The organism is Actinomadura vinacea, from assembly GCF_039532545.1.
In the GTDB taxonomy this organism is placed as follows: Bacteria; Actinomycetota; Actinomycetes; order Streptosporangiales; family Streptosporangiaceae; genus Spirillospora; species Spirillospora vinacea.
In genome coordinates this window covers 181,074-195,085 of record NZ_BAAARW010000011.1, presented here as the reverse complement: position 1 = coordinate 195,085, position 14,012 = coordinate 181,074, and the positions used below count along the sequence as shown (strand labels likewise).

General features: G+C 72.3%; 17 protein-coding genes and 1 tRNA gene. 5 read left to right on the top strand and 13 right to left on the bottom strand.

Translation table 11 applies throughout. The features are described from left to right. Nucleotides 1-18: 18 nt before the first annotated feature. Nucleotides 19-474, top strand: a complete 456-nt coding sequence (locus ABD340_RS12645) for a universal stress protein (RefSeq protein ID WP_344589031.1) — start codon at nt 19-21, stop codon at nt 472-474. Between the two features lie 3 nt (nt 475-477). On the opposite strand, the gene ABD340_RS12640 is transcribed toward ABD340_RS12645, so the two are convergent. Together ABD340_RS12640 and ABD340_RS12635 are read right to left on the bottom strand one after the other, a co-directional pair. After that, a complete protein-coding gene (locus ABD340_RS12640; protein ID WP_344589029.1) occupies nt 478-1,110 on the bottom strand; it encodes a hypothetical protein in 633 nt (210 codons plus the stop codon). 64 nt (nt 1,111-1,174) lie between these two features. Continuing rightward, nucleotides 1,175-1,438 carry a hypothetical protein gene (locus tag ABD340_RS12635; protein ID WP_344589028.1) on the bottom strand — a complete coding sequence of 88 codons (264 nt, stop codon included), beginning with the start codon at nt 1,436-1,438 and terminating at the stop codon, nt 1,175-1,177. 190 nt (nt 1,439-1,628) lie between these two features. On the opposite strand from ABD340_RS12635, the gene ABD340_RS12630 reads away from it, so the two are divergent. Then, the gene (locus tag ABD340_RS12630) at nt 1,629-2,000 is read left to right on the top strand and encodes a DUF2203 domain-containing protein (RefSeq protein WP_344589027.1); all 372 of its coding nucleotides are present in this window, start codon (nt 1,629-1,631) and stop codon (nt 1,998-2,000) included. Nucleotides 2,001-2,240: 240 nt separating this feature from the next. Continuing rightward, a complete protein-coding gene (locus ABD340_RS12625; RefSeq protein ID WP_425547339.1) occupies nt 2,241-3,860 on the top strand; it encodes an ABC-F family ATP-binding cassette domain-containing protein in 1,620 nt (539 codons plus the stop codon). 76 nt (nt 3,861-3,936) lie between these two features. On the opposite strand, the gene glnII is transcribed toward ABD340_RS12625, so the two are convergent. Next, on the bottom strand, nt 3,937-4,950 hold the full coding sequence (gene glnII / locus ABD340_RS12620; protein ID WP_344589026.1) for a glutamine synthetase: 1,014 nt from the start codon (nt 4,948-4,950) through the stop codon (nt 3,937-3,939). 127 nt (nt 4,951-5,077) lie between these two features. Next, nucleotides 5,078-6,805 (bottom strand): ABC transporter ATP-binding protein, encoded by a 1,728-nt coding sequence (locus tag ABD340_RS12615; RefSeq protein WP_344589025.1) that lies wholly within the window; start codon nt 6,803-6,805, stop codon nt 5,078-5,080. 130 nt (nt 6,806-6,935) lie between these two features. Here ABD340_RS12615 and ABD340_RS12610 point away from each other — a divergent pair, with 130 nt between their 5' ends. Continuing rightward, nucleotides 6,936-7,538 carry a hypothetical protein gene (locus ABD340_RS12610; RefSeq protein ID WP_344589024.1) on the top strand — a complete coding sequence of 201 codons (603 nt, stop codon included), beginning with the start codon at nt 6,936-6,938 and terminating at the stop codon, nt 7,536-7,538. An 83-nt stretch (nt 7,539-7,621) separates the two neighbouring features. Here ABD340_RS12610 and ABD340_RS12605 read toward each other — a convergent pair. The 3 genes from ABD340_RS12605 to ABD340_RS12595 all read right to left on the bottom strand — a co-directional run bounded on the left by ABD340_RS12605 (nt 7,622) and on the right by ABD340_RS12595 (nt 9,086). Continuing rightward, nucleotides 7,622-7,693 (bottom strand) — tRNA-Val (locus tag ABD340_RS12605). 231 nt (nt 7,694-7,924) lie between these two features. Next, nucleotides 7,925-8,836 carry a proteasome assembly chaperone family protein gene (locus ABD340_RS12600; RefSeq protein WP_344589023.1) on the bottom strand — a complete coding sequence of 304 codons (912 nt, stop codon included), beginning with the start codon at nt 8,834-8,836 and terminating at the stop codon, nt 7,925-7,927. A gap of 76 nt (nt 8,837-8,912) precedes the next feature. Further along, nucleotides 8,913-9,086 (bottom strand): hypothetical protein, encoded by a 174-nt coding sequence (locus ABD340_RS12595; RefSeq protein ID WP_344589022.1) that lies wholly within the window; start codon nt 9,084-9,086, stop codon nt 8,913-8,915. A gap of 84 nt (nt 9,087-9,170) precedes the next feature. Between ABD340_RS12595 and ABD340_RS12590 the strand changes: the two genes are divergently transcribed. After that, nucleotides 9,171-10,343: a saccharopine dehydrogenase family protein gene (locus ABD340_RS12590; RefSeq protein ID WP_344589021.1), complete on the top strand. Its 1,173-nt coding sequence runs from the start codon at nt 9,171-9,173 to the stop codon at nt 10,341-10,343. A gap of 21 nt (nt 10,344-10,364) precedes the next feature. Here ABD340_RS12590 and ABD340_RS12585 read toward each other — a convergent pair whose 3' ends face one another. The 6 genes from ABD340_RS12585 to ABD340_RS12560 form a co-directional block, all read right to left on the bottom strand. Then, complete coding sequence (locus ABD340_RS12585; protein ID WP_344589019.1) at nt 10,365-11,423, bottom strand: potassium channel family protein; 1,059 nt, start codon at nt 11,421-11,423, stop codon at nt 10,365-10,367. 121 nt (nt 11,424-11,544) lie between these two features. Further along, nucleotides 11,545-11,895 (bottom strand): hypothetical protein, encoded by a 351-nt coding sequence (locus tag ABD340_RS12580; RefSeq protein ID WP_344589017.1) that lies wholly within the window; start codon nt 11,893-11,895, stop codon nt 11,545-11,547. A gap of 109 nt (nt 11,896-12,004) precedes the next feature. Then, nucleotides 12,005-12,463: a peroxiredoxin gene (locus ABD340_RS12575; RefSeq protein WP_344589016.1), complete on the bottom strand. Its 459-nt coding sequence runs from the start codon at nt 12,461-12,463 to the stop codon at nt 12,005-12,007. 106 nt (nt 12,464-12,569) lie between these two features. Next, nucleotides 12,570-12,998, bottom strand: coding sequence for a DUF3052 domain-containing protein (locus tag ABD340_RS12570; RefSeq protein ID WP_344589014.1), 429 nt, complete (start codon nt 12,996-12,998; stop codon nt 12,570-12,572). Between the two features lie 205 nt (nt 12,999-13,203). Continuing rightward, nucleotides 13,204-13,611 (bottom strand): YjbQ family protein, encoded by a 408-nt coding sequence (locus ABD340_RS12565; protein ID WP_344589013.1) that lies wholly within the window; start codon nt 13,609-13,611, stop codon nt 13,204-13,206. Nucleotides 13,612-13,761: 150 nt separating this feature from the next. Next, complete coding sequence (locus tag ABD340_RS12560; protein WP_344589012.1) at nt 13,762-13,971, bottom strand: DUF1918 domain-containing protein; 210 nt, start codon at nt 13,969-13,971, stop codon at nt 13,762-13,764. Between the last annotated feature and the right edge of the window lie 41 nt (nt 13,972-14,012).

The window sequence follows — 14,012 nt, the reverse complement described above, 5'->3', positions numbered from 1 at the left end:
GACGATGAGCTGGTGCCGATGAGCGAGGAACGGCCGTTCGAGTTCGGGAGCGAAGGCCCGAGGGTGATCGTCGCCGGCGTCGACGGCTCGGACACGTCGATGCGCGCGGGCGCCTACGCCTGGGGCCTGGCGCGCCGCAACGACTCCCGGCTGATCCTGGTGCACGTGTCCCCGGTCGCGGCGCTCTCCACGCTCACCCCCGGCGGCGCGGCCGCGATGCGCGAGGCCGCCGACGAGATCGCCCAGGAGCTGCGGGAGGAGCTGGAACGCGCCGCCCGGCAGGGCCCCGCCGTCCGGCACGAACTGATCCTGGAACGCGGCGACGCCGCCACCGTACTGGCCCGGGTCGCCGACGAGGCCAGGGCCGACATGGTGGTCGTGGGCGCGTCCGCGCAGGCCGGGCACCGGCTGGTCGGCTCGGTGGCGGTACGGCTGGTGCGCGCCGGCCGCTGGCCGGTCACCGTCGTCCCCTGACGGTCAGCGCCGTTTGCGGCGCCGTTCGGGAGGCGGCTCCGGCCAGACCACGCACGCGTGGGCGACCGCCGCGAGCAGCCCGACCACGGCGATCCCCCCGGCCAGGTCGAGCGCCGCGGTGGCCCACGCCGCGGCGGGCGGGATGCGCAGCGTCAGGGGCAGCAGCGTCAGCAGCGCCACGGCCATCGCGCCGAGGCAGGCGAAGGCCCGCAGCGGGCGCTCGGCCACCGCGAGCAGCACGTGCAGCAGGGCGGTCGCCTGGAGAGAGGCGATCATCGTCGAGACCGCGTACGCGAGCGCGGCCGCCTGGGTGCTCGCGCCCCGGCCGGCGAAGACCGGTGCGTCGATCCCGAGCGGCCCGCGGACCAGCGCCACGCCCCCGAACATCAGCGCGCCCACGATCACGGCCGTCCCGGCACCGCACAGCCAGAGCCGCCGGGCGTGCACCCGCGGCCGCGCCGAGAAGGCCTCGTGCAGGCGCACGAACTCCTCGTACCGGGCCATCGACGCCACGGTGTGGCTGCGCAGCGTCGAACGGCAGCGGAAGGTCCGCTGCAGCGGCAGCCGGTGCGATCCGCGCCGCCGGCCGCGTCCCGGAGGGCCGTGAAAGAACGGCTCGAAGGGCGTGTCCCCCATGACCGGGTGCTACCCGGTCATGTAAGGGAGACCCACGACGCTTCAGAGGTTTGTGGAGTTTTTGTCACCCTGGGGCGGGCCCGGAACCCGCGCCCTCCGGCGCGTACGCCGCGGTGACGGCATGCAGCGCCCAGCGCATCCTGAGCAGATACGCCTCGGGATGATCGCCCGCCTCCTGTGCCACACAGGCCAGGCAGTCTCCCGGACCGCCCGCCAGCACCGTGTCCACGACGGTCCTGATCTGGTGTGGGGTGGGCCGTCCCGACTCCTGGAGCGGCGAGGCGAACAGCGCCCTCGCCCGGTCGGGCACGGTAAGAGTGGCCTGCATGGCGCCTCCCTCCGGGCGGAAGCACCTCCCGTCACGGCCACTGCCCGCTCCCGCCCTGCCGTTCATCATTGTCCCCTGGAACGGTCCCGCTATATCCGGAAAAACCCTGACAAGACGGATCCCGTCCGACCGCGTTTCCGCCATAGGTGGGTAACGTTGGCGTGCGGCACCATCGAACCCGGGGAGCGACATGGACACTACGGAGCGGGAGTTCACCGTGGCCGAGGCGCGCGCCCTGATCCCCCAGGTACGGGCCCGCGCGGCCGAGATCGTCCGGATGCGCGCCGACCTCGCCGAACTCACCCTGGACCTGCGCGTGCGGGGCAGCTCCGAACGCGGCGGCATCCCCGAGGTCAAGGCCTCCGAGGCCCGCCTGGACGAGGAGATCGCCTGGTTCACCGGCCAGGGCATCGAGGTCAAGAGCCTGGCCCCGTTCCTCGTCGACTTCCCGGCCACCCTGGACGGCCGCTCGGTCCGCCTCTGCTGGCTGGAGGGCGACACGGAACTGGCCTGGTACCACCGCACCGACCTGGGCTTCGCCGGCCGCCGCCCGCTGGCCTGACCACCGACCCGCCGAGCGCGAACGGAGCGGGGCTCGATCACGCGCTGCCGGCTGATACCTTGGCCCCCATGCATCTCTACTTCCTCTGAGGACGGCGGTTACGGCCGCCCGGCCCCGATCGGGCTCGATCGGTGGGCCGAGGGCGCGGCCGAACGTTCTGTCGCCGTCTCGACTTTCACGGTGTGCTCCACCACGCGCTCCTTCGGTGCGCGCGGCGTGCGGCGTGCCCTCGGAGGAAGTGTGTCCACCATCACCCCACCGGCTCGTGCGCGAGCCCATCTCAAGGCCATCGATGTGCACGCCGCCCGCGGCGGCCGCCCGGTTCTGACCGGCGTGAATCTGACCGTCTCCCCAGGCGAACGCCTGGGCGTGGTCGGGGAGAACGGCCGCGGGAAGACCACCCTGCTGCTAGTGCTCGCCGGAACGCTGGCTCCCGACTCCGGCGCGGTGCACCGGACCGGAACGTTCGGTGTCGCCGACCAGGAGCTGCCCGCTCACGACGACCGCACGGTCGGGGACCTCATCGACGTCGAACTCGCGCAGGCCCGCGCGGTGCTGCGCAGGTTCGAGTCGGCCACCCTCGCTCTCGCCGAGGAACGTCCCGGCGCCGAGCAGGACTACGCCGACGCGCTCGCGGCCGCCGAGTCCATCGACGCGTGGGGCGCCGACCATCGCGTCGACATCTCACTCGCCGCCCTCAGCGCGGTGAACGACCGCGCCGCGCCGTTGTCCCGCCTGTCCGTCGGGCAGCGCTACCGGATCCGGCTCGCCTGCCTGCTGGGAGCCGGCCATGACCTGCTGCTGCTGGACGAGCCCACCAACCATCTCGACGCCGACGGACTCGGCCACCTGACCGCCCGGCTCCGCGAGCATCCGGGCGGGGTCGTGCTGGTCAGCCACGACCGCGCGCTGCTGGCCGACGTCTCGACCTCGATCCTCGACCTCGACCCGACCCGCGACGGGCTGCCTCGAACCTACGGCGGCGGATACGCCGGCTACCGGGAGGCCCGCCGCGCGGAGCGGGAACGCTGGGAGACCGACTACAACGAGCAGCAAAGCGAGCGGCAACGGCTGGCCCAGAACCTTTCGGCGGCGCAGAACCGCCTGTCCACCGGATGGCGGCCGGACAAGGGAACCGGCAAGCACACGCGCGCGACAAGGGCACCCGCGCTGGTACGGGCGGTGCACCGGCGCCGGGAGGAACTCGAGGCGCACGCCGTCGACGTGCCCGCACCGCCGTTGCGATTCCAGTTGCCCCAGCTCAGGGCGATACCGGGCGCCACGCTCCTGCGGGCCGACGAGGTGACCGTGCGCGGCAGGTTGGACAGGCCTCGTTCGGTACTGGTGCGCTCCGGCGACCGTCTCGTCGTGACCGGCCCCAACGGTGCGGGCAAGTCGAGCCTGCTCTCGCTACTGGCGGGAACGCTGTCTCCGGACACCGGGACCGTCCAGCACAAGCAGGGCGTCCGGGTGGGGGTGCTCTGGCAGGAGTCACCGCCGGCATCGCACCGGCGCGCCTTCGAGGTCTACGACGCCGCCGTGGACCGCCTCATCAGCGCGGGAGAGCTGAACGAGGCCGACAGGCCGAGCCTTTCAGGACTCGGCCTGCTCCCCTCCGACGCCGCCCGCCGGCCGGTGACGGAGCTGTCGATCGGGCAGCAGCGGCGCCTCGACCTGGCCATACTGCTGGCCGGGCGGCCACACGTCGTGCTGCTCGACGAGCCCACCAACCATCTGTCCATCGCCCTTGTCGACGAGCTGACCACGGCTCTGGACGCGACCCCGGCCGCGGTGGTGATCGCCACCCACGACAGGCAGCTCCTGAACGACACCGCCGCGTGGCCGCGGCTACGGCTCTGATCCTCGGAACGACCAGAGGGGATCCCGGAAGCGCCCCGCCCCGGGATCCCCTCAGCTCATGCGGCCGGATCCGTGCTCAGACCTGGCCGGCCTGCTCCAGCGCCTCGCAGCAGGTGCCGGTGATCAGCCGGGTCACCACGTACGGGTCGATGTTGGCGTTGGGCCGGCGGTCCTCGATGTAGCCCTTCTTCTCCACCTCGACCTGCCACGGGATGCGCACCGAGGCGCCGCGGTCGGAGACGCCGTAGCTGTACTCGCTCCACGGGGCGGTCTCGTGCATACCGGTCAGGCGGCGCTCGACGCCCGCGCCGTAGCCGTCGACGTGCTCCTGGACCTTCGTGCCGAGGGCCTCGCAGGCGGTGATGATGGCGTCGTAGCCCTCGCGCATGGCCTTGGTGGAGAAGTTGGTGTGCGCGCCGGCGCCGTTCCAGTCGCCCTCGACCGGCTTGGGGTCGAGGGTGGCGGCCACGCCGAAGTCCTCGGCGACGCGGTAGAGCAGCCAGCGGGCCACCCACAGGTGGTCGCCGACCTCGATCGGGCCGGCCGGGCCGATCTGGAACTCCCACTGCCCGGGCATGACCTCGGCGTTGATGCCGGAGACCTTCAGGCCCGCGTCCAGGCAGGCGTCCAGGTGCCGCTCGACGACGTCACGGCCGTGCACCTCGTCGTCGCCGACACCGCAGTAGTACATGCCCTGCGGGGCGGGGAAGCCGCGCTCGGGGAAGCCCAGCGGACGGCCGTCCTTGAAGAAGGTGTACTCCTGCTCGATGCCGTACCAGGAGTCCTGGGCGGCGTACTTCTCGGCCACCGGGCGCAGCTGGGCGCGGGTGTTGGTGGGGTGCGGGGTGCCGTCGACCAGGTAGACCTCGCACAGCACCAGCTTGTGGTCGCCGCCGCGGATCGGGTCGGGACAGGAGAAGACCGGCTTGAGCACGCAGTCCGAGTTGTCGCCCGGTGCCTGGTTCGTGCTGGACCCGTCGAAGCCCCAGTCCGGCAGGTCGGCACCGTCGGGCAGGATCCTGGTCTTGGACCGGAGCCGCGCGGTGGGCTCGGTGCCGTCGATCCAGATGTACTCGGCCTTGTAGCTCAACGTCGGTCCTTTCGGTCATTTTTCGGCCCTGAACGAGGCTGCCCACCAGGCATTTCGGACCTGTTGCCCTTATGTGAACGGAATGTTAAACAGGATCTGACCTGCCGGAACAACCGTGAGAGCCTGGTCACACCCCGGCATTCCGGTCGGCGGCGAACTGGACGGCGGCAAGATCACGGTACAGCTCGTCGACCTCCAGCAACTCCTCGTGCGACCCCACCGCCCGCACCTCGCCCGCCTCCAGCACCACGATCCGGTCCGCCCCGGTCACCGTCGACAGCCGATGCGCGATCACCAGCACCGTGGTGGTCCGCGCGAGATCGTCGACCACCTCCTTGAGCGCCGCCTCGTTGGCCGCGTCCAGTTGCGAGGTGGCCTCGTCCAGCAGCAGCAGCCGGGGCCGGCGCAGCAGCGCCCGCGCGATCGCCACCCGCTGCCGCTGCCCGCCCGACAGCGTCGTGCCGCGGTGCCCCACCCGGGTGTCCAGCCCGTCCGGCAGCGCCTCCACCAGGCCGTCCAGCCGGGTCCGCGCCAGCACGGCCATGATCTCCTCGTCATCGGCCTCCGGCGCCGCGTACCGCAGGTTGTCGCGCAGCGACCCCGCCAGGATCGGCGCGTCCTGCTCCACGTACCCGATCGCGCCGCGCAGCTCGGCCAGCGGCCAGCGGCGCACGTCCACCCCGTCGACGGCCACGACGCCGTCCTCGGCCTCGTAGAACCGCTCCAGCAGCCCGAAGACGGTGCTCTTCCCGGCGCCGGACGGCCCCACGAACGCGGTCATCCCCCCGCTGGGCACCTCCAGCGAGACGCCCCGCAGCACCGGCGCGTCCCCGTACCCGAACCGGACATCGCGCAACGACACCGACGCGGCCGCACCGGCCACCACACCGCCCTCGGGTGATTCGAGCGGGAGCACCTCGACCTCCCGCATCCGCCGAACCGCCGCCAGTCCCGCCTGCCACGCCGTGGCCGCCTCCGCCACCTGCGCGATCGGGAACGTCAGGTAGAACAGGTAGAGCAGAAAGGCGATCAGCGACGACACCGGCATGTCCCCGGCGGCCACCCGGGCACCGCCCACGCCCAGCACCACCAGGAAGGCGATCTGCACCGACAGCCACGCCGACATGCCGGAGACCGCCTCCCAGCGGGCCCGCTCGACGCCGTGCTTCCACGCCCTGCCCGCCGCCTCGCCCGCCGCCGCGGTCTCCCGCGCCTCGGCGCCGCTCGCCTTGACCGTGCGGAAGGCCCCCAGCGCCCGTTCGAGCACGGACCCCATGTCGCCGACCGCCGCCTGGGCCCGCTCGTTCGCCCGCGCCAGCCGCGGCAGCACCAGCGCCATCGACGCGGCCACCACCACGAGCACCGCCACCGTCGCGCCCAGGAGCACCGGGTCCATGAACCCCATGAGCACGATCGCGCCCAGCAGGACCACGGCGCCGTTGACGCCGTCCACCAGGCCCTGCCCGGCCACCGCGCGCAGCAGCGTCGTGTCGGAGGTGACCCGGGACATGAGGTCGCCGGGCTTGAGCCGGTCGACCTCGCCCACCCGCAGCCGCAGCAGCCGGCCGATGAGCCGCTCCCGCGCGGCCCGCACCACGCTCTCCGCCGTGCGCTCCAGCAGGTAGGCCCCGGTCGTGGCGATGACCGCGCCCCCGAGCACGACGAGCGTGAGCACCCCGATCGGCCCCCACAACGACCCGCCCCGCCCCAGCGCGTCGACGACGGCCTTGGCCGCCAGCGGTTCCAGCAGCCCCGCGAGCCCGCCGACCAGCGCGAGCAGCCCTCCCCCGACCACCGCCCGCCGATGCGGCCGGACGACCCCGAACAGCACCCTCCACGCAGGCCTCTCGTCCATCCCCCAAACGTAGGAACGGCCGGGCCCGTCACACCTCCCTCACCGGTCCCGACCCGGCCTACTCCGCGTGGACGACCCCCTCCCCCCAAAGGCCGAGAGGCGCCCCCCGCAGACGGGCATTATCGGACGCATGAACGGCAACGACGAGATGCGCCGTCTCTTCCAGGAGGCCGGGCTCGGCTCACCGCCCGTCCCAGCGGAAATGGTCTCCCTGGTCGAGCAACGGGGCCCATGGGCGTTCGCCACGCGCGACATCAACCCGATGGGCATGTACATGTTCCAGGATTACGTGTTCGAAGTGCTCACCGGGCCGGTCGACGACTACATGGCCGTTTCACACGCCGGCCACGGCGCGAACTCCTACGCCATCAGCTATCACCTGGTCATGGGCCCGCTAGCCGTCTTCGCCCAGACCGGCTGGGGCGGTGTCTACATGGACAAGGAAAAGTCGACCGCCGACGTCAGAAACCTGCTGAACCACTGCGCCGAATTGCTGGACGCGCTTCAGAACTCGTCGCTGCCCGCACAACGCCACGACGGACGCCTGGTCGTCGCCGAGAGCACCTTGCGCCGATCCTTCTGCCGATGGCTGGACGCACCTCTGACGGACAAAGACGCCATCTGGCCCTGGCTCGACGAGACCCCCCGGTACAAACAGACGCCAGGCGGCCCTCACCCCGCACTCACCCAGGCCACCCACCTACTCCGCACCGGCCAGATCCCCCCGAACTGACCCGCCGCGGCGGGGGGCGGCCAGCACAAGCACCGCGGGCCACTGGGAAGGCGCGAATGCGCCGACCACAGCGACCCGGCTTGTGGGCGCGGACGGTTTCGAACCGCCGACTCCTCGCTTGTAAGGCGAGTGCTCTACCCCTGAGCTACGCGCCCGCGTGACCGGGCAAGCGTACCCGGTTCCGGGGGGCCGGTGCGAAATGGATATCCAGGGCCTGTGTCGAAGTGGCCTCAGGTACCGCGCGAGTGCGTTGCCTGGCCGGTGGGGCGATGCCGGAGGCGAGCTCCACCGGCCAGATCGCGAAGCGATGTCGCGCTCGCACCAAGCACGGTCAGGGTGCGAGCCGCCAGGCGAGCGCCCTGGGCCGAGGTTGCGACAAACACAGCCTAGGGCTGGGACGAGTCGGGGCCGTCCTGCTCGGCGAGGAAGCGTTCGAACTGGGCGGCCAGTTCCTCGGCGGTGGGCATGTCCTGGGACTCGGCCAGCAGGCTCTCCCGCTCGGCGGCGCCGGCGAAGGCGTCGTACTGCTGTTCCAGGGCGCGGACGACCTTCTCCACCTCGTCGTTCCCGGCGACCTGCTCGGCGATCTCGGCGTCGGTCTTGGTGGCGGCCTTGCGCAGGCCCTCGGTGGGCAGCACCAGGCCGGTGGCGGTCACGACGGCCTCCAGGGCGGCCAGGCCCGCGGCCGGGTATGCGGACTGGGCCAGGTAGTGCGGGACGTGCACGGCGAAGCCGAGGGCGTCGTGGCCGGCCTCGCCCAGCCGCAGCTCCAGCAGACCGGCGGCGCTTCCCGGGACCTGGACCTTGTCGAACCAGGAGTTCTTGGTGATCAGCTCGGGACGGGTCGCGTGCGAGGTCATGCCGACCGGGCGGGTGTGCGGCACGCCCATCGGGATGCCGTGGAACCCGACGACCAGGCTGACACCCAGCCGCTCGACCAGCACCCGGACGGCGGCGGTGAAGCCCTCCCAGAGGCGGTCGGGCTCCGGGCCGGTCAGGAAGAGGAAGGGGCTCCCGACCTCGTCCCGCAGCAGGTGGACGACCAGTTCCGGTGCCTCGTAGGAGGCCCAGTGGTCGCGGTCGTAGGTCATCAGCGGGCGGCGGGCGCGGTAGTCGATCAGGGAGTCCACGTCGAACCGGGCCACCACGCGGTGCTCCAGGGAGTCCAGGAGGTGCTCGCGGATCAGCTGGCCGGTGGACCCCGCGTCCACGAAGCCGTCGAGGCTGTGCAGCAGCACCGGCCCCGCCAGCTCGGGCAGGTCGGCGTCAAGCTCGTACAGATCCTCAGGGTTTAGCACCGTCTCCCCCACATGTTCATGTCGACAGTCTCCAGATTAAAGCCTGTGATCTGTCGCCAGATTCCTCTAGGGGCCATCAGGGCACGGCGGCGAGCCACACGGCCGCGGAGATCAGCAGTAGGCTGCCCGCGACCATGATCACTCCAGTGCGGCTCCAGCGCGCCTCCGGCCGGGGCCCGGACGGCAGGGACCGCGCCCAGCCGAGCAGCACCACGGCGACGATGTCCATCGACACAGCGACCGCCGTCACGTCGCCTCCCCCCTGACCTCGCCATCGTATCCGCCGAGGTCTCGGCGGGTACGGGTCGGGCGAGGACCACGAGGAAGGGTTGCCATGAACCGCCCCCACGACATTGTTCTGTTCGGTGCGACCGGCTTCACCGGTGGGCTGACCGCCGAGTACCTGGCCGCGCACGCCGGGTCCGGCACCCGCTGGGCGCTGGCCGGGCGCAACCCCGCCAAGCTGGAGGCGGTGCGGGAACGGCTCGCCGCGATCGACGCGCGCCTCAAGGAGCTGCCGCTGCTGCACGCCGACAGCACCGATCAGGCGTCGCTGGAGGCCGTCGCGCGCGCCACCCGGGTCGTGATCACCACGGTCGGCCCGTACCTGGTGCACGGCGAGCCGCTGGTGGCCGCGTGCGCGCGGGCGGGCACCGACTACGTCGACCTCACCGGCGAGCCCGGCTTCGTCGACCGGATGTACCTGCGCCACCACGAGCAGGCCCGGCGCACCGGTGCCCGGATCGTGCACGCCTGCGGCTTCGATTCGATCCCCCACGACCTGGGCGTGCTCTACACCGTCCAGCGGCTGCCTGAGGGCGTGCCGCTGCGGGTCGAGGGGTTCGTGCGGGCCGACGCCCGGTTCTCCGGCGGCACCCTGCATTCGGCCGTCGAGATCTTCTCGGACGTGCCCGGCATGGTCAAGGCCGAGCGGGAGCGGCTCGGGGTCGAGCCCCGGCCGGAGGGCCGCCGCGTCCGGCTCTCCCGGCGGCCGGTCCCGCGCACCCGGATCGGCGGCGGCTGGACGCTGCCGATGGCGACGCTGGACTCGCGGATCGTGGCGCGCTCGGCCGCCGCGCTCGACCGGTACGGCCCCGACTTCAGCTACGGCCAGTTCCTCGCGGTCAGGCACCTGGCGGCCGCCGCGGGCGTCGCGGGCGGGGTGGGCGCCGTCACGGCGCTGGCGCAGCTGCCGCCCACCCGGTCGCTGCTGCGGCGGCTGCTCCCCGCGCCGGGCGAGGGCCCCTCCGCGGAACAGCGTGCGCGCAGCTGGTTCAGCCTGAAGTTCGTCGGCGAGGGCGGCGGCGAGCGGGTCGTGACGGAGGTCGCGGGCGGCGACCCCGGCTACGGCGAGACGGCCAAGATGCTGGCCGAGTCGGCGCTGTGCCTGGCCCACGACGACCTCCCGGCGACGTCCGGGCAGGTCACCACCGCCGTGGCCATGGGGGACGCGCTCATCCGGCGGCTCGAACGGGCCGGCCTGGCCTTCCGCGTCCTGGAGTCCTGACCGGGCGCCGGAGGGTGCCGATCAACCGACCGCCGCCGGCAGCTCGTGCCAGGCGATCTTCGGCCGCTCCGGCGCCACGACCGCCAGCGACTGCCCGCCCCGGACGATCTCCCCCGGCGCCGCGGCCAGCCGGAACCGGGCGTTGGGCCGGTGCGACTCGCCCACCGCGAGCAGCGTGCTCCCGTGCCGCAGCAGGAAGATCGCCAGCTCGAGCCGGGGCCACTCGCCCGCGTCCTCGGGCACGTCCACCCGGAACAGCGTCGAGTCGGAGTCCAGCGTGCTGGCCAGGTTGTGGTAGATCGAGGCGATCCCGGGATTGCGGATCGCGACCGCCACCACCGCCGGATCGTCCAGGTCCACCGGCTCGATCCCGCCGCCGATCAGCTCCAGCGCCTCGGTGATCTCCGCGCGCCGGCCGCCGTCGTGCACCCCGGCCAGCAGATGCGTCCCCGCGGCGGCGTGGCGCCGCAGGTAGGCGTGCACGCCGAGCATCACCCGGACGGTCTCGTCGTCGTTGCGGCCCGCGACCAGGACGGTGCGGGCGTCCTGCACCCCGGCCCGCTCGTAGCCGGTGTCGTCGAAGAGCACCACGTCGTACAGGTCGGGGTCGGGGTTCTCGCCGGGCAGCTGGTCCGGCCAGAAGACGGTGACCACGGGCGTCTTGGCGAACTCCGGATCGGCGCGCAACTGGCCGATGACGGCGCGCAGCCCGTCCCGCTCGTAACCGATGACCACGATGTGCCGGCGGTGGTGCAGCCGGGCCTGGCCGTTGGCCTTCATCGTCCTTCCCTTCGCCATCCAGAGCGTCAGCTCCGCGAACAGCATCAGCCCCGCGGTGAGCCCGGCGACGATGACGATCGCCCCGCCGATCCGGCCGCCGGTCGTCTCCGGGTACAGGTCGCCGTAGCCGGTCGTGGTGCCGCTGACGAAGAAGTACCAGAGGTAGTGCAGCGGGTCGCGGATCTCGGCGCCGGGCTTCTCGAACACGGCGACGAGCAGCCAGCCGAGCACGGCGGCGGCGAGCAGCACCAGGGCAGGGCCGCGCCAGGCGCGCTCGGCGATCCGATGGACCACACGCATGAAGACGAACGGCATCGGCGGATCCCCCGTCGCTGGCTCACGATGTGCGAGGCAGCGTGGCACCCGGCAATTGCGACGTCAACCCCTAGATCGACCAAATCGCCCCGGCTGCGGGATCGCTTCAGGTGCCCGGGTCGCGCTTGAAGAAGCGGGTCAGCGCCGCGGCCACCTCCTCGGAGAGACCGGTGTCGGCCGGATGGGCGCCGGACGGGACCAGATCGCCGGCATGCGCCCCCTCGTCCCGCACGGCCTCCCGGGTGTGGCCGCAGTCGCGGCACTCGATCTCGCCGAGCCTGCAGCCCAGCGCCACCGAGCCGCACGCCACGCATCGGTCGAGCCGGGCCACGGCGTCGGCGACGGCCAGGCAGTCGGGGCAGATCAGCACCTGCCGGTCGGCCCGGACCCCGCGCTTCCAGGGGCTCGAGCCGCGCACGGGGTCGGTCTGCCGCGCCCCGCATTGGAAGCAGGGCATCACACCTCCAGGGGTGCGGGGGCGGGCCCGCCGCCGTCCGTGCCCGCCGGAGTCCTGGAACCGGACGCCGGCGGGCACGGACGGGCCGGGCGGACCGGCCCGGAATCACTCAGAGTCCGGCGAGCGCCTTGCGGTACTCGTCGAGGTCCCGCGCGTCGGGAATGGCGTTGACGACCCTCCAGCGGACGACGCCCTCGGTGTCGATGATGAAGGTGCCGCGCAGTGCGAGCCCCTTCTCCCCGTCGAAGACCCCGTACGCCTGCGCCGTGCCGCCGTGCGGCCAGAAGTCGGCCAGCAGCGGGAACCGGTAATTCTCCTGGTCGGACCAGGCGCGCAGCGCGAACATCGAGTCGACCGAGACCGCCAGCACCTGGACGTCGTCATCGCCCAGGCTCGGCAGCTCGTCGCGGATCGCGCAGAGCTCGCCCGTGCAGACGCCACTGAACGCCAGCGGATAGAACACCAGGACCACGTTCTTGCGGCCCCGGAAATCCGACAGCTTCACCGGAGTGCCGTGCTGGTCCTTCAGCTCGAAGTCCGGTGCGACGTCGCCTACCTCAACCGCCATGCCTCTCCCGCGGATCGTGGCCCCCGCTCTCCAGCGGGGGTGAACGGTCGTCCTTCGGGGGCCAGTCTGCCATCTGCCCCTGCACGGGCGGCCTGCGGTGGAGGCGCTACTTGCGGACCTTGGGAGCGACCAGGCGGGTGCCCGACCATTCCTGGGCCGCACTGACGCTGCTGGTCTGCGCCAGACCCGCGGTCTGCGCGGCCTCGCCGATGTCGCTCGGCTCCACGTGACCGTCCCGTCCTGCTTTGGGGGTCAGCAGCCAGATGTGGCCGCCACCGGTCAGGGGCGCCATCGCGTCCGCCAGGCCGTCGAAGAGGTCGCCGTCCTCCTCGCGCCACCACAGCAGCACGACGTCGACCACGTCCTCGTAGTCCTCGTCGACCAGCTCGTTCCCCGTGACGGCTTCGACGGAGCTGCGCAGCTCCTCGTCGACGTCGTCGTCCCAGCCGATCTCCTGCACCACCTGGCCCGCCTTAAGGCCGAGCCGTTCGGCCAGGCTGCGCTCAGACTGCGCCTGACCCGCGGTCGCGCTCACGAAAGTCCTCCCATGGTCGTTAGTCCGTTAGGTGCGTTGGCGGGCCGCCCTTGTGGCGCCCCATCCGCACTGGTTCGGGTTTTGCGGGACAGTCCACACAAGTAGGCGGCCCCAGCGCAAGTGTCTTCCCGGCTTTTGGTGGCCTCATGGGACCGATTACGGCCGTGGCGGTCAATGGACACCAGCCGAGCGTAACAATGCGGACTCATCCCGCAAGAAACGTCAGTCTGACCTGACGGTCGGGGTTGTCGACGTTGAGGTCGACCAGAGCCACCGATTGCCACGTCCCCAGCGCCAGCCGGCCGCCCAGGACCGGCAGCGTCGCGTACGGCGGGACCAGGGCCGGCATCACGTGCGACCGGCCGTGTCCGCGGGAGCCGTGCGCGTGCCGCCAGCGTTCGTCCGCGGGCAGCAGGTCGCCCAGCGCCGCCAGCAGATCGTCGTCGCTGCCGGCACCCAGCTCGATGACCGCGATCCCCGCGGTGGCGTGCGGCACGAATACGTGCAGCAGGCCGTCCGCGCCCTGCGCGGCGGCGAAACGCTCGCACTCGCCGGTGATGTCGTGCACGACCTCCCGATTCCCGGTGGCCACCTGGACCACGGTGCTCTTCATACCCCAGGTCTACCCCATCCGGGCCCGGGCCGTGCGTATGCGGGCGCCACCCGGCGCGCGCCGCGCCGACCCCGGGCGCGGCACGGCGCGTACTGGGCGCGTCTGCCGGCACGTCTACCGGGCACGTTCAGGCACGGTCACCTGGCGTGCTCACCGGGCGCGTTCGGTGACTCGGGCCTTGGCGGGCTCCACGACCGCGTCCGGGCCGGGGAACACCAGGCCGGTGTGGTCGTCGTCGAAACGGACCAGGTAGGGCGGCCCGCCCGACGAACCGCGCACCTCGATGATCTCCCCTGACCTGTCGGGCTGGCCGACGGCGTTACCGTGCACGTGCAGTCGATCTCCGACCGATGCGTTCATCACTCCCCCATGCGCGCGGGGCCGCGGGCCGATGTCCGCGA

Bases quoted from the DNA above. Each gene is read 5' to 3' on its own strand.
- ABD340_RS12560 (WP_344589012.1), bottom strand. From the start codon at position 13,971: ATGAACGCATCGGTCGGAGATCGACTGCACGTGCACGGTAACGCCGTC.
- ABD340_RS12575 (WP_344589016.1), bottom strand. From the start codon at position 12,463: ATGGCGGTTGAGGTAGGCGACGTCGCACCGGACTTCGAGCTGAAGGAC.
- ABD340_RS12635 (WP_344589028.1), bottom strand. From the start codon at position 1,438: ATGCAGGCCACTCTTACCGTGCCCGACCGGGCGAGGGCGCTGTTCGCC.
- ABD340_RS12610 (WP_344589024.1), top strand. From the start codon at position 6,936: ATGAACGGCAACGACGAGATGCGCCGTCTCTTCCAGGAGGCCGGGCTC.
- ABD340_RS12580 (WP_344589017.1), bottom strand. From the start codon at position 11,895: ATGCCCTGCTTCCAATGCGGGGCGCGGCAGACCGACCCCGTGCGCGGC.
- ABD340_RS12615 (WP_344589025.1), bottom strand. From the start codon at position 6,805: ATGGACGAGAGGCCTGCGTGGAGGGTGCTGTTCGGGGTCGTCCGGCCG.
- ABD340_RS12630 (WP_344589027.1), top strand. From the start codon at position 1,629: ATGGACACTACGGAGCGGGAGTTCACCGTGGCCGAGGCGCGCGCCCTG.
- ABD340_RS12565 (WP_344589013.1), bottom strand. From the start codon at position 13,611: ATGAAGAGCACCGTGGTCCAGGTGGCCACCGGGAATCGGGAGGTCGTG.
- ABD340_RS12645 (WP_344589031.1), top strand. From the start codon at position 19: ATGAGCGAGGAACGGCCGTTCGAGTTCGGGAGCGAAGGCCCGAGGGTG.
- ABD340_RS12640 (WP_344589029.1), bottom strand. From the start codon at position 1,110: ATGGGGGACACGCCCTTCGAGCCGTTCTTTCACGGCCCTCCGGGACGC.
- ABD340_RS12585 (WP_344589019.1), bottom strand. From the start codon at position 11,423: ATGCGTGTGGTCCATCGGATCGCCGAGCGCGCCTGGCGCGGCCCTGCC.
- ABD340_RS12590 (WP_344589021.1), top strand. From the start codon at position 9,171: ATGAACCGCCCCCACGACATTGTTCTGTTCGGTGCGACCGGCTTCACC.